The 24,175-nt window shown below is 37.2% G+C and carries 23 protein-coding genes and 1 pseudogene; 8 read left to right on the top strand and 16 right to left on the bottom strand.

Annotation, left to right across the window (positions count from 1 at the left end; all coding sequences use genetic code 11):
* Window positions 1–145: 145 nt before the first annotated feature.
* Together argS and BN986_RS03305 are read right to left on the bottom strand one after the other, a co-directional pair.
* Window positions 146–1,816 (bottom strand): arginine--tRNA ligase, encoded by a 1,671-nt coding sequence (gene argS / locus BN986_RS03310; RefSeq protein WP_040978210.1) that lies wholly within the window; start codon window positions 1,814–1,816, stop codon window positions 146–148.
* 187 nt (window positions 1,817–2,003) lie between these two features.
* On the bottom strand, window positions 2,004–2,435 hold the full coding sequence (locus BN986_RS03305) for a YwiB family protein (RefSeq protein ID WP_040978208.1): 432 nt from the start codon (window positions 2,433–2,435) through the stop codon (window positions 2,004–2,006).
* 205 nt (window positions 2,436–2,640) lie between these two features.
* Between BN986_RS03305 and BN986_RS03300 the strand changes: the two genes are divergently transcribed.
* Complete coding sequence (locus BN986_RS03300; protein ID WP_040978207.1) at window positions 2,641–4,653, top strand: transglycosylase domain-containing protein; 2,013 nt, start codon at window positions 2,641–2,643, stop codon at window positions 4,651–4,653.
* Between the two features lie 564 nt (window positions 4,654–5,217).
* On the opposite strand, the gene BN986_RS03295 is transcribed toward BN986_RS03300, so the two are convergent.
* From BN986_RS03295 to BN986_RS03280, 4 genes are all read right to left on the bottom strand, one after another.
* Window positions 5,218–5,727 carry a YwhD family protein gene (locus BN986_RS03295; protein ID WP_040978206.1) on the bottom strand — a complete coding sequence of 170 codons (510 nt, stop codon included), beginning with the start codon at window positions 5,725–5,727 and terminating at the stop codon, window positions 5,218–5,220.
* A 65-nt stretch (window positions 5,728–5,792) separates the two neighbouring features.
* Window positions 5,793–6,299: a YwgA family protein gene (locus tag BN986_RS03290; RefSeq protein ID WP_040978205.1), complete on the bottom strand. Its 507-nt coding sequence runs from the start codon at window positions 6,297–6,299 to the stop codon at window positions 5,793–5,795.
* A 6-nt stretch (window positions 6,300–6,305) separates the two neighbouring features.
* The gene (locus BN986_RS03285) at window positions 6,306–7,607 is read right to left on the bottom strand and encodes an HD domain-containing protein (RefSeq protein WP_040978203.1); all 1,302 of its coding nucleotides are present in this window, start codon (window positions 7,605–7,607) and stop codon (window positions 6,306–6,308) included.
* A 574-nt stretch (window positions 7,608–8,181) separates the two neighbouring features.
* A complete protein-coding gene (locus tag BN986_RS03280; RefSeq protein WP_040978202.1) occupies window positions 8,182–9,558 on the bottom strand; it encodes a Na+/H+ antiporter NhaC family protein in 1,377 nt (458 codons plus the stop codon).
* Between the two features lie 281 nt (window positions 9,559–9,839).
* Between BN986_RS03280 and BN986_RS03275 the strand changes: the two genes are divergently transcribed.
* Window positions 9,840–10,679, top strand: a complete 840-nt coding sequence (locus BN986_RS03275; protein WP_040978201.1) for a lipoate--protein ligase family protein — start codon at window positions 9,840–9,842, stop codon at window positions 10,677–10,679.
* Window positions 10,680–10,741: 62 nt separating this feature from the next.
* On the opposite strand, the gene pta is transcribed toward BN986_RS03275, so the two are convergent.
* Window positions 10,742–11,707: a phosphate acetyltransferase gene (pta, locus tag BN986_RS03270; RefSeq protein WP_040978200.1), complete on the bottom strand. Its 966-nt coding sequence runs from the start codon at window positions 11,705–11,707 to the stop codon at window positions 10,742–10,744.
* 384 nt (window positions 11,708–12,091) lie between these two features.
* Here pta and hemQ point away from each other — a divergent pair, with 384 nt between their 5' ends.
* The 4 genes and pseudogenes from hemQ to BN986_RS03250 all read left to right on the top strand — a co-directional run bounded on the left by hemQ (window position 12,092) and on the right by BN986_RS03250 (window position 14,464).
* Entirely contained in the window at window positions 12,092–12,841 is a 750-nt protein-coding gene (gene hemQ / locus BN986_RS03265; RefSeq protein WP_040978199.1) for a hydrogen peroxide-dependent heme synthase, read from the top strand.
* A gap of 335 nt (window positions 12,842–13,176) precedes the next feature.
* Window positions 13,177–13,602 (top strand): annotated as a pseudogene (locus BN986_RS03260) (cell wall hydrolase).
* A 72-nt stretch (window positions 13,603–13,674) separates the two neighbouring features.
* The gene (gene gerQ, locus BN986_RS03255) at window positions 13,675–14,088 is read left to right on the top strand and encodes a spore coat protein GerQ (protein WP_040978197.1); all 414 of its coding nucleotides are present in this window, start codon (window positions 13,675–13,677) and stop codon (window positions 14,086–14,088) included.
* A 124-nt stretch (window positions 14,089–14,212) separates the two neighbouring features.
* Window positions 14,213–14,464, top strand: a complete 252-nt coding sequence (locus BN986_RS03250; RefSeq protein ID WP_040978196.1) for a hypothetical protein — start codon at window positions 14,213–14,215, stop codon at window positions 14,462–14,464.
* Window positions 14,465–14,634: 170 nt separating this feature from the next.
* Here BN986_RS03250 and BN986_RS03245 read toward each other — a convergent pair whose 3' ends face one another.
* From BN986_RS03245 to BN986_RS03230, 6 genes are all read right to left on the bottom strand, one after another.
* A complete protein-coding gene (locus tag BN986_RS03245) occupies window positions 14,635–15,006 on the bottom strand; it encodes a DUF423 domain-containing protein (protein WP_040978195.1) in 372 nt (123 codons plus the stop codon).
* A gap of 71 nt (window positions 15,007–15,077) precedes the next feature.
* On the bottom strand, window positions 15,078–15,395 hold the full coding sequence (locus tag BN986_RS03240; RefSeq protein ID WP_040978194.1) for a YwdI family protein: 318 nt from the start codon (window positions 15,393–15,395) through the stop codon (window positions 15,078–15,080).
* Between the two features lie 190 nt (window positions 15,396–15,585).
* Complete coding sequence (locus BN986_RS27300; RefSeq protein ID WP_187378515.1) at window positions 15,586–15,741, bottom strand: hypothetical protein; 156 nt, start codon at window positions 15,739–15,741, stop codon at window positions 15,586–15,588.
* Between the two features lie 363 nt (window positions 15,742–16,104).
* Window positions 16,105–16,698 (bottom strand): lysophospholipid acyltransferase family protein, encoded by a 594-nt coding sequence (locus BN986_RS03235; RefSeq protein ID WP_040978193.1) that lies wholly within the window; start codon window positions 16,696–16,698, stop codon window positions 16,105–16,107.
* A gap of 124 nt (window positions 16,699–16,822) precedes the next feature.
* Complete coding sequence (locus BN986_RS26060; protein WP_074435604.1) at window positions 16,823–17,155, bottom strand: CHY zinc finger protein; 333 nt, start codon at window positions 17,153–17,155, stop codon at window positions 16,823–16,825.
* A gap of 69 nt (window positions 17,156–17,224) precedes the next feature.
* Window positions 17,225–17,566, bottom strand: a complete 342-nt coding sequence (locus BN986_RS03230) for a phasin family protein (RefSeq protein WP_052400607.1) — start codon at window positions 17,564–17,566, stop codon at window positions 17,225–17,227.
* A 337-nt stretch (window positions 17,567–17,903) separates the two neighbouring features.
* On the opposite strand from BN986_RS03230, the gene BN986_RS03225 reads away from it, so the two are divergent.
* Entirely contained in the window at window positions 17,904–19,247 is a 1,344-nt protein-coding gene (locus BN986_RS03225; protein WP_040978192.1) for a YjiH family protein, read from the top strand.
* Window positions 19,248–19,700: 453 nt separating this feature from the next.
* Here the strand turns inward: BN986_RS03225 and BN986_RS03215 are convergent, their stop codons facing one another.
* The 3 genes from BN986_RS03215 to BN986_RS03205 all read right to left on the bottom strand — a co-directional run bounded on the left by BN986_RS03215 (window position 19,701) and on the right by BN986_RS03205 (window position 22,643).
* Complete coding sequence (locus BN986_RS03215) at window positions 19,701–20,711, bottom strand: acyltransferase family protein (protein WP_040978190.1); 1,011 nt, start codon at window positions 20,709–20,711, stop codon at window positions 19,701–19,703.
* A 360-nt stretch (window positions 20,712–21,071) separates the two neighbouring features.
* Entirely contained in the window at window positions 21,072–21,521 is a 450-nt protein-coding gene (locus BN986_RS03210) for an OsmC family protein (RefSeq protein WP_040978189.1), read from the bottom strand.
* Window positions 21,522–21,821: 300 nt separating this feature from the next.
* Window positions 21,822–22,643, bottom strand: coding sequence for a TerC family protein (locus tag BN986_RS03205; RefSeq protein WP_040978188.1), 822 nt, complete (start codon window positions 22,641–22,643; stop codon window positions 21,822–21,824).
* 424 nt (window positions 22,644–23,067) lie between these two features.
* On the opposite strand from BN986_RS03205, the gene BN986_RS03200 reads away from it, so the two are divergent.
* Entirely contained in the window at window positions 23,068–24,162 is a 1,095-nt protein-coding gene (locus BN986_RS03200) for an AI-2E family transporter (protein ID WP_040978187.1), read from the top strand.
* Window positions 24,163–24,175: the final 13 nt, after the last annotated feature.

The raw sequence follows: 24,175 nt of genomic DNA, 5'->3' as shown, positions 1-24,175 counted from the left end.
TTGAAAAATGTAAAATGAGGATAAAAAAATACACTTTAAAAACACTCGTAATATACCTATACCCTTGCAGATGCAACATATAATATTTTAAAAAAATCCCGCAAAGAAACCATTTCTCTGCAGGATTTTCCTATCATTTTCTATTTTACATTTTCTCCGGTGCATCCACACCTAAGATACCCAAGCCGTTTGCCAATGTTTGACGCACTGCTTTCATTAAAGCAATCCGTGCACTGGTACGCTCCGGATTATCTGCATCCAATACTTTTTCTGCATTATAGAAGCTGTGCAGTGTGGACGCCAGATCAAATACATATTGTGTTACTTTATGCGGCATTTGCTTATCCGCCGCTTCGGCAATCACTTGCGGCAGCTCTCCTACCTTTTTAAGCAAATCAAGTTCTTTTTCTGCGGTTAATAAAGAAGCGTCAAAAGCATCGTCTGTTGCAAAGCCTTTGTTCTTCGCTTGTTCAAGCATCGTGCAAATACGTGCATGAGCATATTGAACATAGTAAACCGGATTATCGTTGGATTGTGATTTAGCAAGGTCCATATCAAAATCTAACTGGGAATCATTAGAACGGGCTACGAAATAATAACGGACCGCATCGATCCCTACCTCGTCCATCAACTCTCTTAAGGAGACAGCTTTCCCCGTACGTTTACTCATTTTCACCTTTTCGCCGCCTTCAAATAGATTCACCATTTGAATAATTTTCACGGAGAATTTATCGACTGGATAGCCTAAAGCCTGCAGAGCTGCACCCATTCTTGGAATATAACCATGGTGATCTGCACCCCAGACGTTAATAATCTGGTCAAAGCCGCGGTCTAATTTATTTTTGTGATAAGCAATATCTGGTGTTAAATACGTATAAGCTCCATCCTGCTTGATAAGTACACGGTCTTTATCATCATCAAAAGCGGTCGTCTTAAACCATAATGCACCGTCTTTGTCATACGTATATCCGCCTTCTTCCAGCACTTGTAAAGCATCGTCGATCTGATCATTTTCAAAAAGAGAACGCTCCGAGAACCAGCTGTCGAATTCCACCCGGAAATCCTTCAAGTCACTTTCAATATTACGTAAGGATGCTTTTAAGCCATATTCTTTAAAATAATCCAACCGTTTTTCATGGGTTTTATCCGCCCAGACATTTCCTTCTTCTTTCACAAGGGTTTTCGCAATATCAATGATTGCCTGACCGTGATAGCCGTCTTCCGGCATATCTACAGACTGTCCTAATTCTTGTAAATAGCGTGCTTCTACCGATAAACCGAGATTATTTATCTGGTTTCCTGCATCATTAATATAATATTCTCTTTCTACTTCATAGCCTGCCGCTGCAAAAAGGTTACATAAAACATCTCCAAATGCAGCATTTCGTGCATGCCCTAAATGAAGATCGCCTGTCGGGTTAACAGAAACAAATTCAACCTGCACCTTTTCCCCGTTTCCGTCTTTTGAAGTGCCGTAAGCATCTCCTGCCCCAAGTACGGTTTCAATGACTTCCCCTAAGAAATCCTGCTTCATATAGAAATTGATAAATCCGGGTCCGGCAATATCCACTTTTTCAACAGATGCTTTCTGCTTATCTAATTGTGTTACAATATCATCTGCAATTTGACTCGGTGCTTTTTTCGCAATCCGTGCCAGCTGCATCGCAATATTCGTGGCAAAATCGCCATGTGCTTTATCTTTTGGTTTTTCTAAAATAATATCCGGGATCGCATCCTCTGTGGCAAGTCCAGCAGCAATGACAGCTGTATGAATTTGCTCCTTTAAAGTTTCTTCTGTTTGTGCTAATACGTTCATTTCTTATTTCCTCCTTGTTTCTTTCAATCCACGCAGGCAGTTTAAGGAACACGACATACAGGCGGATTACTCTTATGCCAGAAAGGGATACCACTAACGCTACGCCCCTCCTGTCATAGCTTTACTTTTAGCAATTACCTCCCCCGCTCACTCGCTTTGCACTTCTTAAAGGCGGGAGAATCCTTGTTTATTTTGTTGAAAATTGAAGCTTAAGCTGATGCTTCCGTTCGAGTTGTTCATTCAGCTTCATTGTATAATTCATATCAAGCGCCCGCGGCATGGTATCCTCTTTAAATGAAATTGATTCTGTAAAAGTTTCCATATGCATATTGCCATGCATATGCTGATAAATATTTTCTGTTTTTTGACCTAATTGAAATTGCTGGTTCATTTGGATAACACCTGTGCGCTTAATGGAGACACGCTCTGGACGAATCATAATCATATTTTGAATCGTTCCGACTTCTTCATTTACTTCCTTATATTTAAGTACATCGATGCTGCCTTTCTTCGTCCATTCTCCCGTGAAGGACTGTTCCTGCGTCTCCTGCTCACCGGAATCTACATCATAAATCACTGTCTTCAGCGTAATATTAACATGTTCGGAATTTTGTTGCATACGTACTCCTTCAATCTTTTTACAAATTTATTTTAATAGTGTACTTATTATATCTTTAAAACACCATGATAAGCAATACTCTTGCTGTCTTAAAACTTTTTACGTTTATAAAAGTTGTTCTTTTTCCATAATAAATGATATAGGATATGAAAACTCCAGTATCACCATTTTAGAAATGACATATTTATTTTGGAGACGATAAAGAATGAAATCATTAAAAGAGCTGCATTTAATCTACAAAATAATTGGCGGTATCGCGCTGCTGATCATTACTGGCATATTAGCTATCTATTTATTAGCCTATCTACTGGGGCCACCTAGCCTCAGCGACCAAACCCCTACCGTTTTTTATGACCGGGAAGGAGAAATAATTGAAGATACATTTGGAGATTCTTATGAATGGGTTTCTTTAGAAAATATAAATACTTCTGCGGTCCAAGCAACAATGGTTATTGAAGACAATCGTTTCTTTGATCATAACGGACTGGACTTTTTTCGTATTGTAAAATCCCTGTGGAATAATTTTGTTTCCGGCTCGTTAAAAGAAGGAGCCAGCACGATTACACAGCAATATGCCAGAAATCTCTATTTATCAGCAGAGAAAACCTGGTCGCGTAAGCTTCAAGAAGCCTTTTATGCGATTCGTTTAGAAATGTTTTATTCTAAAGAAGAGATTTTAGAAGGGTATATGAATACCATTTATTACGGTCATGGAGCCCATGGGATTGAATCGGCAAGCAATTATTTTTTCGGGAAGCCTGCTCATCAATTAACCTTAGCCGAAGCGAGTATGCTTGCAGGAATCCCAAAAGGTCCAACGTATTATTCGCCGCTCAATAATTTAGAAAATGCAACGGACAGACAACAGCTTATCCTTCAACGAATGCTTGACAATGAAATGATCACGGGGAAGGAATATAGAGAAGCAGTAAATGAAGATTTATCGTATCAACAGCAAGCTCAAGCAGAGGAGGAAGCATCCTTTTTTAAAGATGAAGCATTAAAAGAGGCTGCACGGATTTTAGAGAACGATGTGGAAGAAATAAAGCTTGGAGGTTATCACCTGCACACGACGCTGAATAGCGATTATCAGCAAGAAATGGAGGAAGCAGCTGCACAATCTATTGATGAAGAAAGCGACTTAGAGACTGCGGGCATTTCCATAGTTCCGCAAACGGGTGAAATAGCTGCCATGATTGGCGGAACCAATTATAAAGAAAGCAGCTACAACCGGGCGATCGATGCCAAACGGATGCCTGGATCCACCTTTAAGCCTATTTTATATTATGCTGCATTAGAAAATGGTTATACGGCCAGTACGACATTAACCAGTGAAGCAACCACTTTTGAGCTTGCAGATGGTTCTGCTTACCAGCCAAGTAATTTCAATGGATATTATGCAGATGCGCCCATTACACTCGCAGAAGCAATCGCTTTATCAGACAACATTTATGCAGTGAAAACAGCTCTTTATGTTGGCGGAGAACGTTTTATCGATACAGCAGAAAAATTTGGGATTGAAAGTAATTTAAATGACGTTCCTTCTCTCGCGCTCGGTACTTCTTCCGTTTCCGTCATTGAGCTGACAAATGCGTATGCCCGTCTTGCCAATGGCGGCAAAGCAATTACCCCGTATCTTATTGAAGAAATTACCGATGCGGATGGAAAAACAATTTATTCGCATAAGCCGCAAGAAGAGGAATCCGTTCTGGATGAAAAAAAAGCTTTTATTCTAACACAGCTTCTTACTGGAATGTTTGACGAAACATTAAATAGCTATACAAGTGTAACTGGGGCAAGCCTGCAAAATCAGCTTACCGATATTTATGCCGGCAAGTCTGGAACGACTGATTTTGACAGCTGGATGATTGGGTACAGTCCAGATATTTCTACCGGCATATGGGTCGGATATGATGATCATCGAGAAATGACGAATGTAGCCGAAACAGCTTTTTCGAAAGAGATATGGGCAAATTATATGGAGAAAATTGACGAAGATGGAAAAAATGTTTTTCCCATGCCTTCAGGAGTAGTTGGGCTTCCAATTGACCCTGCCAGTGGATTAAGAGCGGACACCAATTGTGAAAAAAGCAGAATTATGTTTTATGAAAAAGGGACAGAACCGCTTGGATACTGCAAGAATGGCGATGTAGATCAGCTGGACGATGAAATAGATGATACAGGCATTCTTGAGAAATGGTTTGATTTACTTTTCTAGGCAGATATTAATCCGTTTCATAAAGTGCAAAAAAGCGGTTCGTATCGACTATTTCGATACGAACCGCTTTTTTGTCCTAGTAAACATGAGTTAGCCCATGTACTCATAGTTTACAAAGGATTTGAGAAAAGTACAAGAATTTCTAAATATGTTCATAATTCATTCACAATTTAAGCTGAGAAACCTAAGATAGGAATGCTTATTTATTAGGTTTTGAATTTGAGAACAATAACTAAAAGGTTAGAAAAGGTTTTAATAATGATATATCCCCCAAATAACGGATATGTCATCTCTCGCAAGCATGACTAGGGAGCGCTATTCCTTGCAACAGGTGGAGTTGTAGTATTCTTCTTTACACGCAGTAAAAAAGTAAATCATTCATAAAACGAAACCTCATTCAGTGGGAGTTAGCGCCCGTTATCTCTCGCCTAAATAAATTTATTTTCGCTCTTTATTTTCAGGCGGGAGTTTTACGGGCGGTTCTCCGTGCTAAAAATAAAATAGCCCAAAGCCTTGATATATCAAAGCTAAGGGCTTTCCAATAATATTTACAATCAAAATTATTTAAATATCTAATTGCTCTTTCAGCTCTTGTGTCGAATTCTCCCACAGTTCCGGTTTGAATTCTTTTAAGAAATCACCTAATAATTTTTTAGAACGCTCATCCATGTGCTCCACGATAATTTGGCCTTTTAATGATTTCTCCATATGCTTCACATGCTCCGCCATGGATTTATAAGCTCGTTTGATTTCCCGGTTCACGCGGATTTCACTGCCGGCAACTCCCGCATAGTAAGGGCCATTTTCTCCTTTTTCCACTGTTACCCAGACAATCCAATAAAGCTTTCCACCCTGAACTTCTTCACGATCTCTTATCCATTTCACACGACGCTCTACTGAACTTCTTGCATGCATCGCATCCATATCCACATATGCCTTATCTTCATTCGGATCGACGATAATGGATGACATGTTTTCAAGGCTAACCGTTCCAGCGCCATAACCGCCATGTCCATCTGTCGAATCGTCTTTTATAATTGTAAATGTATTCTTCTTTTTATTTCCATCAGTCAATGTGTTTCCCCTCCTAGCTTTCATTCTGACCTTTGTTTCATTCTATCACGTTCTAAAAGGCTTTTTTAGTGAGAAGACTTATTCCGTAACACATCCACAAATCGGAATGCTTCATCCATCTCCTCATCGGTATATTTTAGCTTTGGTTTCACGGTATGTACCTTATCAATGATTTCTTCTCTTGATAAATAGGAAAAATATAACACCGTAGAAACAAGCTCTAAAAATCGGGCACTGCAATCTTGTAAAAGATTAATTCCATCCTCTATATTCGGCATGTTCACTTCAAATTGGTTTAAAAAAGTTTGTCCATGCTCTGTGATGGAGTAGTGGTATTGGTGATAGTTACTTTTCTCTTCCTTTTCCTCATTTAAAAAGTGTAAGTTACAAAGCTCCTCCACACGCAATGTTAATTCCTCGGAGTATGGTCCATAAAAATGGAATTGATACTTTTCTTCAAAAGGAACATGGCTTTGCTGCAAAATATAGATCATTTTTTGTAATTTCTTTCTTCCTGTCACTTGTTTGGCTTTAGAGAAAAAATAGAGCAGTTTCGCATGGTTGTCTAACACAAATGGTCATTCCTTCCCGTACAATATATCTAAAATTCGTTTCTTCAAATCCGTGTCTTCTATTTGCTGAATACGATCCTTAGGAAAATACAGCTTATGGTCTGTTCTTTTTTTACCTGATATCGCCTCAACAATATCCGAATGACGGGATAATTCCTTCAAACCGCCATCCGGCATCAAAAGATGTATCGGCAGACGTTCTTCCTCTTCACCTGGACGGTAGAAATCATACGGCAAGTCAGATGATGAGTCCACTACTAAATAATAGTCTGGATTAATGCCTGCTTTTTTAAACAATTGATATAGCTCCATTCCGGCATTAATTTGCGGATCAGGATTATATTCCACATATTTAAATAAATGACGGTTGATAAACCGATAGCTTAAATCAGCTAATATCTCGTCCTTTTCTTCCTGCCATTGCTGAAAATAATAGTATACAATCATATCATCCAGCTTTAAATAGTCTGACAGCTTCACCTTTTCTTCAAAAAAGGAAATAAAGTGTGTCGGCTCCAGCTGGAATTGATAGGTATCATCTTCATATAATATCTTTGCCCGCTGAAAGATTTTTGACAAGATAACCTCTGCACTTCTCGTTACTGGGTGAAAATAAACCTGCCAGTACATTTGATAGCGGCTCATAATATAGTCCTCGACCGCATGCATCCCCGTGGATTTAATAACCACCTGATCATCCATCGGCCGCATGACACGCAAAATACGCTCCATATCAAAATGGCCATAGCTTACCCCTGTAAAATAAGCGTCACGCTGTAGATAATCCATTCGATCGGCATCAATTTGGCTGGAAATCAAACTTACCACGAGTTTATCGGAATACGTTTTGGCGATTACATCTGCCACCTTCTCAGGAAAATCAGCAGATACTTTTTTCAAAATCTCATTTACCTTTGTATTCTCTAAAATAATCTGTTGTGTAAACTGTTCATGATCTAGCTTAAACACCTTTTCAAATGAATGCGAGAACGGCCCGTGGCCTAAATCATGCAACAAAGCAGCACAAAGACATAGCAGCCGCTGCTCCCTATCCCATCTTTCACGATCTGCAAAATTATTCGTGATCCTTCTGACAATTTCATAAACACCTAAGGAATGGTTGAAACGACTATGCTCTGCACCATGAAAAGTCAGATTCGTGGTACCTAGCTGCTTTACCCGGCGCAACCGCTGAAATTCCGGCGTAGCGATCAAATCCCAGATAACCCGATCCCGGACATGAATATACCGATGGACGGGATCCTTAAACACCTTTTCTTCTATTAATTGTTCATCTTTATATGCCATTTCTTTATCTCCATCCGTACTTTCCTAAATTTTTTCATGTACTTTTTCAACAAATTTAATCTATTAACATTTCTATAATTAATGAAAGTACTCTGTTTCTTTTCCATCATCATTAGACGAGAAGACTCCCAACCTTAAGGCAAACTAACGTCGCAACGTCCTATGGACAAAAGTTAATCCTCGTTAAAGAGCTTTTGCGATTAATCGTCGTTCAGAAAGTCGAAACCCTAGAAACCAAACAATTTCTGATCAAATGAAGTGATGGTAATTTATATATATATGCTTTTTGTACATTATAATATAGTTGTACAAAATCATAAAGGCGAACATGAACAAAATGTGTACTTAATCTTGTTGTATCAATAGTTTATCGCAGTGTAACTGACTGTAAAAGACCCGCTTCAAGAATAGAAAAAACATGAAAATTCTAAGTGGAGATAAAAGAAAACTTCCACTGGAGGAAGTTTCACTTTGTATGTATCTTAAAAGTCAATAACGCATACTCAAAGGATTAATATTATAATGCATTTTGACTATCTTATTTAGAGTCATTACATTTCGTAAAGATAACGTATTATTCTTTTTCTGGATTTGCCTTAGCAATTCTAAAGCCTGTTAAAATATAGATAATTGCAAAAACAACTCCTAAATATATTAACGGTCCATACAGAACAAACTCAGATGTCGAGATATTAAGTGTACTTAAGATAAATACACTCGTAGTTGACCATGGAATCAACGGTTGAAAAACAGCTCCAGTATCTTCAATTGCCCTTGATAAATTTTTTCGGTGCAGTCCAAATTTATTATATAATGGTGAGAGCATAGGCCCTAAAACAGCACTAGATGTATGATTGCTGCCTACCATGAAATGGAAAAGTGTATGTAATGATAGACAGGAAAGCATCATTTTCTTTCCGGTATTTGCTATTTCAATGATTTTCTGTAAGAGGATATCAAATGCTCCAGAGGCAATCATTGTTCCGCCAAAAAGAGCTGCAGCAAGAAATATCCCAACCGTTCCATACATACTGGTTAATCCACCTTGAGTCAGCATTTCATCAACAACTTCCACGCCTGTAGTTCCAACGTAACCTTCGTTCCAAGTGTTGGCTATATCTAACAAATTACTTCCTTGAAATACCATTGCCAGAATAGAACCAAGTAATATTCCAATTCCAAATACAGGTAATGCCGGCTTCCTCATAAAGATTAAAACTAGTACAATAATAGGCGGTAATAAAAGAATTGGATTTAAATTAAAATTGGAATTAAGTGTTGAAATAATTACATCTATCTCCATCGTATTTGCTTGTCCATGTGATTGAAAGCCTAATATTAAATAAAGGATCAAAGAGATGATCAGCCCGGGAATGGTGGTATACAGCATGTATCTAATATGTTCAATAATATTTACATTTGTAAAAGCTGATACAGCAATGGTTGTATCAGATAGAGGTGACATCTTATCACCAAATAAAGCACCTACAACTACTGCAGCTGCTGCATAATGCATAGGAATCCCGAAACCTAAAGCAACCCCCATTATCGCAACACCAATCGTACCAATAGTCCCCCAAGATGTTCCAGTAAGTATTGACATCAAAGCACAAATAATACATGCCACAAAAAGAAATATCGTTGGGTTAAGGAATGTTAACCCATAATACATAATTAACGGAATCGTCCCTGAAAGCATCCAACTGCCAATCAGTATGCCTACGGAGAGTAACAAAAAGGATGGAATTAAAAGTCTGGTTGCTGTTTCTAAAACTTTCTTCTCTATCTCTTTCCATGCAATTCCCCAAATAATAGATATAATAATCGCTGCCATACCTGCAAAAATAAGTACTACTATCGTTGAAGCTTTAATAATTATTAGCCCGCTAAAAAGGATAACAGCTGCGATTAAAAACAGTGTAATTGCCTGTAAAACGGATAGTTTCTTCATCTTATTCCCTCCGATTTTAAGTAACAGTATTATTTAAACTCATTAATTGTACTAACCCTTCAGATGACCTTTAATAGGGGTTAACCAATTTACATATAATAAGTTTTGAAATAGCTTTAATGAATTATGTTAATTAATCCTATCATGAAACTCAACTATAATGCTATCATAACTTTTATATTTTTATAAATAATTGCTGCCACTCTGTTATATCTTGGATTTATAAATTCGTGTATTATAATATAGGTATTAAGATTGATGAAAGGTTTAGGATAAACACGATGAAAAATTGGAAAGAAATTATTCGCCACAACACATTTCGATATATGGACCACTCCACAGTAAACACGGTTGCAGGTAAACCAAACACTGCCTTGGCTTCCTTTGCAATTGATGATACACTGGCTATTTCTGTCAGCGAAGAAGCTTCTCCGCCGGTTATCCGATTATGGGTACACTCCAATACCATTGTTTTAGGTATTCCTGATTCCCGCCTCCCTCATATTGAAGAAGGGATGGCATTTCTTGAAGAAAATAATTACCAAGGTATTGTCCGTAATTCAGGAGGACTTGCTGTTGCTCTGGATGAAGGGGTACTCAATATTTCTCTTATTATCCCCGGAGCCCAAAACTTATCCATTTACGATTGTTATGAAGCAATGGTTCGTTTTGTTCAAGCAATGTTTACGGATTTGACGGATGCTATTGAAGCATATGAAATTGTGGGTTCCTACTGTCCTGGAGATTATGATTTAAGTATTGACGGAAAAAAGTTTGCAGGTATTTCACAACGCCGTGTAAAAAAAGGTATTTCTGTACAAATTTATTTAGATATCGAGGGAAACAGCAAAGAACGTGCTTCCTTTATTCGTGAGTTTTATCGTATTGCAAAACAAGATGAAGATACAGCATTCACTTATCCGGAGGTGAACCCTGAGGTTATGGCTTCCCTCTCTGATTTATTGGGGATACCTTTAACTGTTGAAGAAGTCAAACAGCGGGTAATAACTACTTTAAAGGATTTGACAGAAGAAATTGTTACCATCCCGGTTCAGAAGACAGAACAGGAAAATTTTGATAAACGTTATCAACAAATGATAAAACGGAATGAAACTATCTAAAAGGATATAAGAAACAGCCTGACCGCATTCATGTGATCAGGCTGTCTTATTGATTATTCTTTTTATGCTTGAGCTGCTGTAATTAGTGCAAGGTTGTACACATCTTCAGAACTACAGCCTCTAGATAGATCGTTTACTGGTTTATTCAGTCCTTGCAGGATTGGACCTACTGCTTCAAATCCACCTAAGCGCTGTGCAATTTTATAGCCAATATTACCAGCCTCTAAACTAGGGAATACAAACACATTGGCATCCCCTTTGATCACAGAATTTGGTGCTTTTTTCTCTGCAACACTTGGAACAAACGCAGCATCAAATTGGAACTCTCCATCGATAACAAGAGAAGGGTCCTTTTCTTTTGCAAGACTTAACGCATCTGTCACTTTTTCTGTCTCTGGAGATTTTGCAGAACCAGCAGTAGAGAAGCTAAGCATCGCAACGCGCGGATCCACATCAAATAATGCACCTGTTTTTGCGCTTTCTACAGCAATTTCTGCTAAATCATTGCTATCTGGAGTTATATTGATCGCGCAATCAGCAAATACATATTTTTCTTCCCCTTTTACCATAATGAACACACCAGAAGTTTTCTGCACGCCTTCTTTGGTTTTAATAATTTGTAATGCTGGGCGCACTGTATCCGCTGTGGAATGGGCAGCACCACTTACTAGACCGTCTGCTTTATTTAAATAAACGAGCATGGTACCGAAATAGTTTTCATCTAAAAGAATTTTCTTCGCATCTTCTTCCGTTGCTTTCCCTTTTCTTCTTTCTACAAAAGCATCCACCATTTCCCCGAAGCCTTCATAGCTTGCAGGGTCAACAATTTCAAGTCCGGCAGTCTGTACCTGAAATTCTGCTGCTTTTCTTTCAACCTCTTGCTTATTTCCAATGACAACTGGTGTAAGCACGCTGTCTTCAGCTAAACGGCCAGCTGCTGTTAATACACGCTCATCTAATCCTTCCGGGAATACGATACGTTTGCCGTTTCCTTTTACTTTATCTGTTAATTGTTCAAATAAACCCATGATGAAACCTCCTAAGATAATTAACACATTAAAATGATCATTACGGGATTTCTCAATTGGAAAAACCGTTTCATTTTACCTTTAAATTCTCTTTCATGATATACCATTTAACGGTACAAATAAAGCCTTGAACCTTGAAAAATCAATGTAAAGGATTACATATGGTTCTCTTTATTTACAACATATTTTCTCCATTTTTTTCATAGATATGCTCAACTTTATATTTTAATAAAACAGCATTTCATGGTTTCTTAATTTTGACAAACCCTTGACAATACAGGAAATGACATTATTTTGTACTTTTTTTATATGATTCATCCCCTTTGGTTATGCTATAGTTAATATTGAATCAGTATTTAATTTATATGAAGGAGTGTATGAACGATGGCAGAAGCAGTAGTAACTGTAGATGGCTGGTCCGCATTACATGATACTCGTCATTTTGATTGGACATCTTGGAAATCAATCTCTGAAGACGAACGAAATAAAGCAATTAAAGAGTTTGAAGAACTGATCAAACAATGGGAAACGGTAGAAGAAAATAAAGAAGGCAGTCATAGTATATTCAAAGTTGTCGGAAATAAAGCCGATCTTATGTTTATTTTCTTACGTGAAACAATGGATGAGCTGGAAGAAATTAAAACAGCTATTAATAAAACGGTATTAGGTGATTTCTTAATTCCTGCTTACTCTTATGTATCTATCATTGAAATGACAATGCATGATCCAATGAAAGCCGGCGATGATCGTGAGCTTTCTCCTTATGTTAAAGAACGCTTAAAACCAACGATGCCGAAATGGGAGCATGCTTGTTTTTATCCAATGGCAAGACGCCGTGAGCCAGAGGCAAACTGGTTTACTATCGATAAAGAAGAACGCACCAGATTACTTTACGAACATGGCATGACTGGACGTAAATATGCCGGTAAAGTGAAAGAAATCATCACTGGATCAATTGGTCTGGATGAATGGGAATGGGGCGTAACGTTATTTGCCCACGATCCATTGCAATTCAAAAAGATCGTTTATGAAATGCGTTTTGATGAAGTAACAACAAAATATGCAGAGTTTGGCGATTTTATCATGGGTAATTATTTAGCAACAGATAAACTTGCTGATTATCTAGCATTATAATCCTATTTATTAAAAGAGGCTGAATAAAGCCTCTTTTTTTATGAAAAAATTATCATGAAAGTACACGCTTCTACATACATATCATTAATGAGCTTGCACTGAAGATTTTAAATTTAAAGCGGAGAGCGCCCTTTTAAAAACGTAGAGATTGGAGCGGTGCAACTGAGATAAAGGAATCACGATGAGCTTCAGCGAATCGATGATTCCTTATCGTAGGGCGCGCCGTGAAATCTCCTAGTTTTTGGCGCTCGGAGCTAGACGCAGTAATTCTTGGAAAAGAATTCTTTCATGCAAAAATCTTTTTTACTATGAAAAACGAGAAATGAGGTTGATCTATGGCAATAATTGCTCATAATGAAGCAGATGTTGATTTACTCGCCTTCCTCATGCGTGCTGAAACAGAGGGAACGGCGATCTTGGTATGTTAATGGCCGGTAACACAGGAGTCAACCGTGTTCTGGCGGACTGTTTAGATTTCACAGATATCCGGACGATATCGAATAGGCTTTATCAGAATCCCGGAGGAATTTGAAGCAACGCAGAAAGGCTATTTTTATCAACGGGCCAGGGAATCAGATAAACGCCTTGCCAGAAGAGTGCTTTAAGGGGAAATGCAGCATCCCGCTTCTAATTCACTTTGGTTCTTTATGCCTAGAGAACCTTGTCCTGATCAATGGTATGGCCAATGGAACACAGGGAGATATAAAGCACATTGCTTTTATGCACCATCTGAAAGGGAATGTCCTGATGTATATCGGTAGAGGCAGTGATATATAACTTTTTTACTGCATACATGTATAGCATTATTTTCATTATGAAGGAGAGTGAAGTTCATGAGTGATCAAACGAATCCAAACCAGCCATTGAATAATAATCAGGCTTACTATCCTAATCCATACTATTATTACCCTCAGACAGCTGGAAGTTTTTATCCAGCTTATCCAGTCCGGCAATACGCACAGCCAAGCAATGGAAATGGAAACGGGAATGGCGCCGGTCAGTTAATGAATCAACAATCTTATATTGAGAACATTTTACGCTTGAACCGGGGAAAGTTAGGCACTTTTTATCTGACCTTTGAAGGACAGCAGCCAACATCATTCCGCGGCTACATCGAAGAAGCCGGGCGGGATCATATTTTGATCCGGGAAGAAGACTCTAACCGCCGTTTCTTATTATTAATGGTATATTTAGATTATGTCCTATTTGACGAAGCAATTGATTATGCTTATCCATACGGGAACTAAGGTCAAAATCCCAACTACAACCCTGGATAAAGTACTTTAAGCAGTAAGGAAAAGCGTAGACAAAAATAATGTCTACGCTTTTCCTTACTTCAATCCATTATTTTTATACTGTGAGGAGATTAAAATGAGACATCCTCTGGAAAAGTTCATACGTATGGAAGTGATTGCGATCATGGCTGGTCTATTTTTTGGCATTTTTGCCTGGATAACAGGATGGCTGTTCTTTTTATTCTTTGCCTGTTATCTTTTTGTATTTAGCATGTTTAGTAATGCTTTGATTCTGCTGCATACACGTAGAGGCTCTGATGCCATTAAACAAGCAATTCGTGCAGTATTGCTTTTTCTGTTTATCACTTCGATTTATTTTTATCTATAAAACATGTTAACGTTTAGAAAAGCTTATATTCGCTTGCCCCTTTCTTACACAGAGATGTCCAGACTCTGACATTCCAATAAAGACGCGGGGAACTTAACCAAAGTCTCCGTAATCAATCGTTTCTCTTATGATTTACCTATTATATAAAATCCAACTACTGAAGGCCCTATTTATAACAATTTCATCGCGCCGATACCTAACAGAACCCATCCCACCAAAAAGGACAGTCCTCCAAACGGTGTAATCATTGCAAGTGTCTTAACACCCGTCAAAGAATAGATATACAAGCTACCTGAAAATAAAACAATACCTGCTAAAAATAACCACCCACTTGATGCAAAAAGATTACTACCTTCAAATTTCCCTAATAAAATAGCTACAGCAACAATGGCCATTGTATGAAACATTTGATAATCTACAGCTTTCCCCCAATTTGTTAAGGCTCTTTCGGATAACCTTCCTTCTAATCCATGTGCTCCAAATGCTCCCAGAGCTACTGCTAAAAAGCCAAGGATCGCTCCAATTATTAAAAATAATTTCATCTTCTTCATCTCCAATCATTGATTACATCCTTTATTAAAAAAAGATCCGCTCTTACTCACTCTGTATACTCTTAAAAATCAAATATAGATTCGCCATTAGCATCATTTTCATTTAACTTATTTTTTTCTGGTGTGACTACTTTTCCAGTAGACTGCTTCCCAAGCATTGCTTTCATTTCTGCTTCTGAGATCTGTTCCTCTGTATCTTCTATATTCACTTGCATTTGATTTACGATATTTGATTCAGGACTTGCTGAGATAAATAACTCGCTTAGTAAATGAATATTCTCCATATGTTTTTTCACTTGATCCTGCTGGTGAGCTATTCTTTTGGCTTCCTCCAACTCACGGATCATTTTATTAATTATTATTTCATTGCTTATAGCCATGGAACCCCTCCTTTATGTAACTATAATGCCCTTTTAGAATTATAGCATGAATACTTGCGCCAATTCAGCTCTCACTTAAAATTTCCATTCAGTTTTGTAAAAGGTTCTCTCTTGACTGAAATGATGAAATTCAAAAATCTCCTTAAAAGCATAAAAAAAGAGCCTCAGACGGTATTCGTCTTTCTGCTCTTTAACGTAATATACGTTTTTCGCTTAGCTTTCTTCTTGATATTTCCTCCACCGTATAGCGCTCATACATCCATTTCAAAAACGTAACCTCAGATTTTTCCAATTCTCTTCCTAATTGTGTTGAAGTTTGATGATATAGGTGAAAAAAGTTCTTCATTCTTGAAAACTCCCCCTACACTGATGAAGTAAAATATAAAAATATTATAGCATTGTCTTTTTTTATCTTCAATAGGAGAATATTTCAAGATTTTGTATTAATAAAGAAATCTCTTTACTTATTTATCACAATATTGGAAATTTCAGGATTTGCAAAAGCGGTATTACTATGTATTTTACTTTCATAAAGCCCTTTTTATTTTAACGTGCAAGCTTTTAGTGAATAACGCTTTTACAGGCAGCATAATCGAAGTTCCTTGAAACAATTTTTTATACTCTAAAATATGTTAAGAATCTCCTGACACCTCTCCTCATTAATAAGTTGGATGTGCCAGAGGAAATCTTTTTATAATAGAAAAATACTTTATTTTTCTTCGATTGTTGATTGTAGTGCGTATAGCTCCTCATTCATTACTTTCATCATCTCATCCATCGCCTCTTTTCGAGGAATATCCTCTGATAAATAGATCGGATCACCAAAGATAATTTTCGGTTTTTTAAACTTGAAGAGCTCTTTAAAATTATTTGGTCCTGTATAAGCTGCTGGAACAATAGGAGCCTTACTATACGCGGCAATGGTAACCGCTCCTCTTTTTAAAGGAACTTGATTCGTCGTTCTCGTCCCACTGGGAAAAATCCCAATTACTTTTCCATCTTTTAAAAGCTTACGGGGGACTTTAATCGTGCTGGGGCCAGGATTATCCCTATCCACTGGAAATGCATTTAATTTTTCCATGAGCCATTTTAATGGACCTGATTGAAATAATTCCTTCTTCGCCATATAGTGGACTTTTATAGGCAATAAACTCACGCCTAACCATAAAATATCCACCCAGCCTGTATGTGTACATGCAATAATATACCCATCCGTTTGCGGAAGTTTTTCTTTCTGAAATACTTTTATTCGTCCAAATAAACTCAAAATTACTTTTAGTAGATATGCGGCTAAATAATACATGCTTCTCTTCCTTTTTCTATTTTTAGTACCTGGTGCTTATATAAGATACTAATAGAAACGTTCTCAAATTACAAGATATTTAAGAGAAATAAATCATGAAAACTTTTTATTATTTCATATGCTGTTACCTTTTACACTCAGGTGTGTAGTCAAAATATAAATGATAATGTTTTTGACAACCTTCGTTAAATGGTGATTCACAATGTAAACACTTATTCGTATCCATATATTGATTAATGGTATGCTCTGTTTTACAAACACCGCATATAATAGCTAATTCATCAAATTCATCTTTTCCCCATACGGAGATGGGATGATCTTCACACGCTTCATGACATTGATAGCACGGATAATATTTCTGGCAGCAGTTAAATTTAATAGCAATAATGTCTTTTGTTGTATGGTAATGTTTGCACCTTGTTTGATCATCCACAATCGCCCCATAAATGGTTGTCATTCTATCCACTCCTCCCATAAAAAAGAGCAATATACTTTCATTGGATCGAAAGCATCTTGCTCTTAAATATTAATCCTGCTCTTCTTCTACAACTTCCTCTTCTGCTTCTTCCAGGGTGACGCCAAGTTTTTCTTCAAGTACATTAACTCTAGCGCGCAGCTCATCTATTTCATCTGTCGTTGCAAGTCCTGTCTCTCTAGCTAAGTCTTTCTTTTTCTCTTTGCTTTTTTCATCCCACTCGTCTTTTTTACTGCTGCCTTTTTCAATAAAATTATCTAAAACAGTTCTTGCCTGTTCTTGAGTTAACTCATTTTTTTCTACTAATTCTTTCACCTTTTGTTCAAATTTCTCTTTGCCGCTTACTGCAGCGCCCAGCCCCAGTAAAAATCCTTTACGTAAATATTCACTCATCATTTAAACCTCCTATAGTATGCGTTTATGATGGTTCGCTTAAAACCGGATGAACCTGATCCTTTTAACCTGTCATCCTTACAATACGTGAAACAGGATTATTCTATACACTATTTGGGTACAGAGAATAAAATAAACTTTCTTATAATACTATTATATAAAATAGTTAACTGTCACGTAAATGATTTTGTCGCCAAATTTAATGCCTATATTTTTTTATTCCCGTTCCATACTATTATTAACCATTATCTAACGATAAACTATTGAATAAAATTACGTTTGGTTGTATAATCATACAGTTACATTTTTTAGTTCATATTTTTTAGGAGGAAAGTAAATGCAACCCTATTCCTTTAGCAATATTATTAAATTTATTATCCCATCTTTGTTAGGTTTGTTCCTATTCTTATATCCATTACCAACTGAGGAAGGCTTTACGATACCTATTGCCTTTTTGGCGGGCCTGCTTCAAGATACACTTGAAAACAATCTCTCTCTTATTATGATGATTGTTATTATGTTAACTGCTGTATTCACTACTTTTGCCAAATTGGCAGGTGAATCAACTTTTAGGAAATCCCCTTTCCTGCATCAATTATTTTATACTTCCTGGTTCTGGACGATTACACGACTGTTAGCAGCTGTATTTGCAATCATGGTTTATTTTCAAATTGGACCGGAATTTGTTTATAGTGCAGATACCGGTGGAATGTTATTGGACAGTTTACTCCATACCCTGTTTGTCACGTTCCTGTTTGCCGGACTCTTCTTACCTTTCTTAACCAATTTTGGGTTGCTGGAGTTTTTTGGCGGCATCATGAGAAATATCATGCGTCCTTTATTCCGCCTGCCCGGCAGAGCATCTGTCGACAGCTTAGCTTCCTGGGTTGGGGATGCTACGATTGGCGTACTACTGACAAATAAACAGTATGAAGAAGGGTATTATACAAAACGGGAAGCAGCTATTATCAGTACAACTTTCTCTGTTGTATCGATTACGTTCACTCTGGTTATTCTGCAACAGGTTCAATTAGAGCATATGTTTTTACCTTTTTATCTGACTATCCTTATCGCAGGGGGCGTTGCTGCGTTCATTATGCCGCGAATTCCGCCGCTTTCCAGAATGTCAAATACCTATATTAACGGTAAAGAAAGAACGGATGATGAAAAAATTCCTGCATCCGATAATGTATTTACTTACGGATTTAAAAATGCTGTAAAACGTGCAGAGAAAGAAACAAGCTTCCGTACCTTTTTTGTAGATGGCGGAAAAAATATTTTTGATATGTGGTTTGCTGTAACACCTGTTGTAATGGCATTTGGGACAATTGCCGTTATTATCGCAGAATACACACCCGTATTCCAGTGGCTTGGGATGCCATTTGTACCTGTTTTAGAACTGATGCAGATCCCGTTTGCCCAGGAAGCTTCTGAAACCGTGTTGATTGGTTTTGCAGATATGTTTCTACCAGCCATTTTAATTACTGGTGTAGAAGCAGAAATCACACGATTTATTATTGCAGCATTATCTGTAACACAATTGATTTTCATGTCTGAAGTCGGTGGACTGATTCTGGGTACTAAAATTCCAGTATCCTTCCGTCACTTAGCTATCATCTTTTTAATGCGTACAGTGATCACGCTGCCGATCATTACGATTATCGCTCATCTGTTATTTTAAAGAAAACTCGGCATTTGTTAAAGGGAGACTTAAAAACGTATTTTTCTTTCTTAGTATCCCTTATACTCTTGAGTGCAATCCTTTCGGTGAATGCCTTAGTTGGGACTACGATTACCAATGTTGTCAGGTTAATACGACCGCTACGGAAAAACACTACGCTTTCCGTGGGCTTGAGCTCAGCCTCCTCGAAAAAAAGAAGTTCGCTTTTTTTCTGCGGGGTCTTCCCACTGCGCTTTCCCACAGGAGTCTCCGTGTTTTTCCTCCGCTAGTTAGGCTTACTACAGTCTACTTGTATTGAATATAATTTTTATAAAATTTATTAACCTGACAACATTGCTGCGATTATTCGCCCCATCACCCCTGCGCTTATACTTTTTTAGTGTAAAATGAACTCAATAAAAAATGCGGAGTTCCTTCCCGGGAACTTCGCATTTTTTGTTTCACAGACATCTTTTAAGAAGATGTTTCTTTATGCTGATGATTGAATAAAGATGGGACTTTTGCTAAGCGTCCTTCAATTAATGGTTGCGAGACGGTTAGTATAGGCTTGCTGGATAATAAAATCACAATCAACGCGGCTAGACCTGCAATTCCGATAACATCGAACCAGTGATTTACAGTTAATAAATCAAATTCACGCAGGAACTGAACAATGAAACCATGCAATAAATAAACATATAATGTTCTTGTTCCAAGTTTCGTTACCCAGCCTAAGTTCCTTTTAGGAATCCAGGCTAATATACTGATTGTCATTACTGCCGCAATCATATAAACAAATAATCGGATCAATCCACCAAAGCTTTCTACCCCTAAACTGCTATAAGATTGTGATGCTAGTAACCACCCTGTGTCAATAACGGGGAATATATAAATTAACGCAAACAGACTTAACATCACAGCAATAGAAGCTGTTTTAACATGACGGTTCTTCACCCACATGATTTGGTCTACGGTTAGCCAATAGCCTATTAAAAAGAATGGGAAAAACACAAATGTTCTCGATAAGCTAAAGGAATGCCCAATTTCTCCAAAATAGCCTACAAAGACACCTATAAATATTGATAAAGAAATACTCCATCCTGCTGGTAATTTTTTGAAGAGCACAAGCAAAATATGCCAACTAAACAGGCTAAACAGAAACCATAATGACCACTGAGGATAGAAAACCCCTGTTTGCCAATCTGCCTTGCCGATAAAGAAATAATAAATCGTATATAATGTTTGAAAAATAAAATATGGAATGATTAACTTCTTCATGAGATTCCATATATATTTTTTGTTACCCGATCCTTTTGCAAAGAAACCAGCTAATAAAATAAATGCCGGCATATGAAAGGTATATATCCATATATAAATTGCTTCTGTTGACTTTGAATCGCCGATAAAAGGCTGAATCATATGGCCAAAAACAACAAGGAAAATTAAAATTACTTTCGCATTATCAAAAAATGCATTCCGCTCCATAACTCATCCCTCTTATCTGTATACATTTTTTCGCAGCATGAATGTCTGTCATTTTCCTTCTGTATATAAAAACGTTAGTTATGTGTGTAGGAAAATGAATTCTACATCTCCTAATTAACATTGGCTTGAATGAGTGACGTGAAATCAAACGCACTAAATCAAGCTTTATTTTTATGCTGCATATACTACTTTACCCACTTCTATTTAAAAAATCTCCCAAAAAGACTAATTTTTATCGTTTTGTAATCAATTTGTTAGTGAGTCGAAAAAATGTAACATAATTAAATAATTCGCCATTAAAAAGTCATATGACGTCAATTTGAGCATGGCTCCCCTTGTTTATATAACTGCTATTCATCCTTATTCTTTTATTTGTACAATTGGCTTCAGTTCTAATTGCACATTTCCTTTAATTGCTCTTGAAATCATACATGTTTTCTCCGCTTTTTCAATAAGTTTATTGGTTAAGCGCGTTTGCTGCTCTGTTACCTCTTTTTTCAAGGTTATATTGGGACGATGGATGATTTTTTCGTACGTGAAAATACCGTTTGTAACATCTACCATTCCCTCGGAAGTTATACTCGTTGTATCAACTGGAATTTCTGCACGTTCCAACATAGCCGCCAACGAAATAATATAGCATGTTGCAGCTGCTCCCAGTAGCATTTCATCTGGATTTGTACCGACACCAGGTCCATCCATTTCGGGTGGAATAGATATTTTCGTTTGTAACTCCCCAGCATCTATATAACCTTCACTGTTACGCCCGCCTTGCCATTCTCCTTTTAAATGAAAGTGGTGTAATGTCATGCAAATCACTCCTTGCTTTTTTCTTCTCTCCTTATTATGACGGACGGGAAAACTTTTTACAAAAATCGTATTTTAAAATTAGAAAAGTCGTGCTTAACCATGGGGAAGATCAGCACGACTTTCGTTAAACTATAGGAAAATATAAGAACAACAAGCGAATGCGCGTTGTTCTTACCATAGTAAGAGTGTCCATAATTCTGCTTATATCAAAGTTACAAAAATGGAGGTTTTGATTACTTTATTCCTAAATTACTTATCTACACTGTAAAGGGAATTTCTTCCTGCCAAATCCTGTTCACTTTATCTAGAATGTTCTTTATTTCTTTTTAAATTCGGACTAGATGCGAACCAGCCAACTAGTGCAATTCCTACAAGTATGATATAGAAAGAAGCTTTCCATAATGTGGAGTGTGGAAAATGCTCTGGCAACACTCCTAAATCTGGATTTGCTAATACCATAACAGCCAGTTTTACTCCAACCCAACCTACAATAAGAAATGCAGCAATTTCCAATGTTGGCCGTTTATGCAAGAGGCCTACAAATATATTGGCAGCGAATCGCATAATAATCAAACCAATCATACCACCGGCAAATACTACAGCAAATTGCCCGGTATCCAAGCTCCCAACATGGCCAAGGCCAGTTGGAGGCAATGCTACTGCTAAGGCAACAGCTGCTAAAATCGAATCGACAGCAAATGCTAAATCTGCAAACTCTACCTTCACCACTGTCATCCAAAATTGCTTTTTAGATGCTTGTTCAGGCTCTTGATTTTCTGATGCACCAGCATTTTGGTCCTTTTCTGCCAATGCATCTGACTTCTCTGGTTCTTTCTTTTTAAACCTGTCATACAAATTCTTTCCTGAAATAAATAAAAGATATACGGCTCCTAATGCCTGTACAATCCAGAAATCAACTAGAAACGAAATAACAAATAAAGATGCAAAGCGCATAACAAATGCCCCTGCTAATCCATAAAATAAAGCTCTCTTCCTTTGTTTTTCAGGAAGGTGCCTTACCATAATCGCCAGTACAAGTGCATTATCAGCTGCTAATAAGCCTTCTAACGCAACTAATACAAGCAAGACCCATAAATATTCCAGTAGTAGTTCTGTTCCCATGATGTATTCTCCTCTTCTACATGTGTTTTGCAGAAAAGGCCATAAAAATAGACCTTTACCTGCAATCGGTAAAGGTCTCGCTAACAACTTTTTCTGGTTGCCACCTAAAGCCGGAGATAATTACTATCTCGTAATGACGACTTTACGTGTACAGCTACTCCCCTTTAGGAAATAAATGTTCACTGAATTTTTAAATATGGCACTTCCAGACATCAAAAAAATTTTACGTATGTCCTTTATTAACCATTTATTAAGTATACTTTATTAAAACCTTTTTTATGACCTTTGTCAATATCTTTTACAATAACTTCATATTTATCGCTTGAAAATCTTCTTAACTCCACCGCAGATGTTTATAGCTTTCTTAATTCGGTTAATGTAAAATAATATATAGCATAACTTGGAAAGAAAGTAGTGTGATTCAATGACGCAGAAACGTTGGTTTCAATTTTTTATCTTTTTCATCTGTTTGTTTACATTAATTTTTCTCATCTCTATAACGCATTTTATCTTTACACCTGTTTTGCAATTAATTGGTGCTGTAGCTCTTCCAATTATCGGTGCGGGTATTCTTTATTATTTAACCAGACCGTTGATGAATTTGCTGCTAAAATATAAAGTGCCGCGAATTTTATCCATTATTATCGTATTTTTGGTTATCATCGGTGTTGCTACGCTATTTATTGTATTTATTTGGCCGATCGCCCGTGATCAGTTTGATAATTTAATGGACAGTATTCCTGGAATGGTTAATACGGTCGAGGGCTGGATTGGGTATTGGCAGGAGAATATTGCTTTAGTACCTGACCAGGTAATTGATGCTATAAATAATTTTGCCAATGATATCCCCGGCCACATTGAGAGTGTGTTGAATAATGTTTTTGGATTCTTAGGAAGCTTTATTGGACAACTAGTAAGTATTATTGCCGGCATAATCCTGGTTCCATTCTTTCTTTTCTTTATGTTGAAGGATGGAGAGAGGCTTGTACCTTTTGTTCTGCAATTTTTCAGCAAGAAAAAAGCAGATAATTTACATGGTCTGTTAAGTAAAATTGATAACGTATTGTCCTCGTTTATCCAAGGACAGTTATTAGTAAGTTTTGCTGTCGGTATTTTATTATTGATCGGTTATTTTGCTATCGGTTTAGAATATGCTGTCGTACTAGCTTTATTCGGTATGATGATGAATGTGATCCCGTTCTTGGGACCTTATATCGCTGTTATTCCTGCTATATTGGTTGCCGGGTTCCAGGATCCAATGAATATCATATGGATAGCCATTATTATGTTTGTTGCACAACAGCTAGAAAGCGTCTTTATTTCTCCAAATGTGATGGGGCAAGCACTTAATCTGCATCCACTGACCGTTATTACGGTTATTCTCGCTGCAGGAAGTATTGCTGGGTTTTTAGGAATTTTATTTGCTATCCCTGTGTATGCAGTAATCCGGACGATCGCTATTCACTTTTACCAAACCTTTGTGGAATCGAGAAAAAATAAAGATGACGCATTAATTTAGAGGAGGAATATTC

Source organism: Oceanobacillus jeddahensis, from assembly GCF_000750635.1.
Taxonomy (GTDB): Bacteria; Bacillota; Bacilli; order Bacillales; family Amphibacillaceae; genus Oceanobacillus; species Oceanobacillus jeddahense.
Note: the sequence above shows the minus strand (reverse complement) of the source record. Positions and strands in the feature narration are given on the sequence as shown.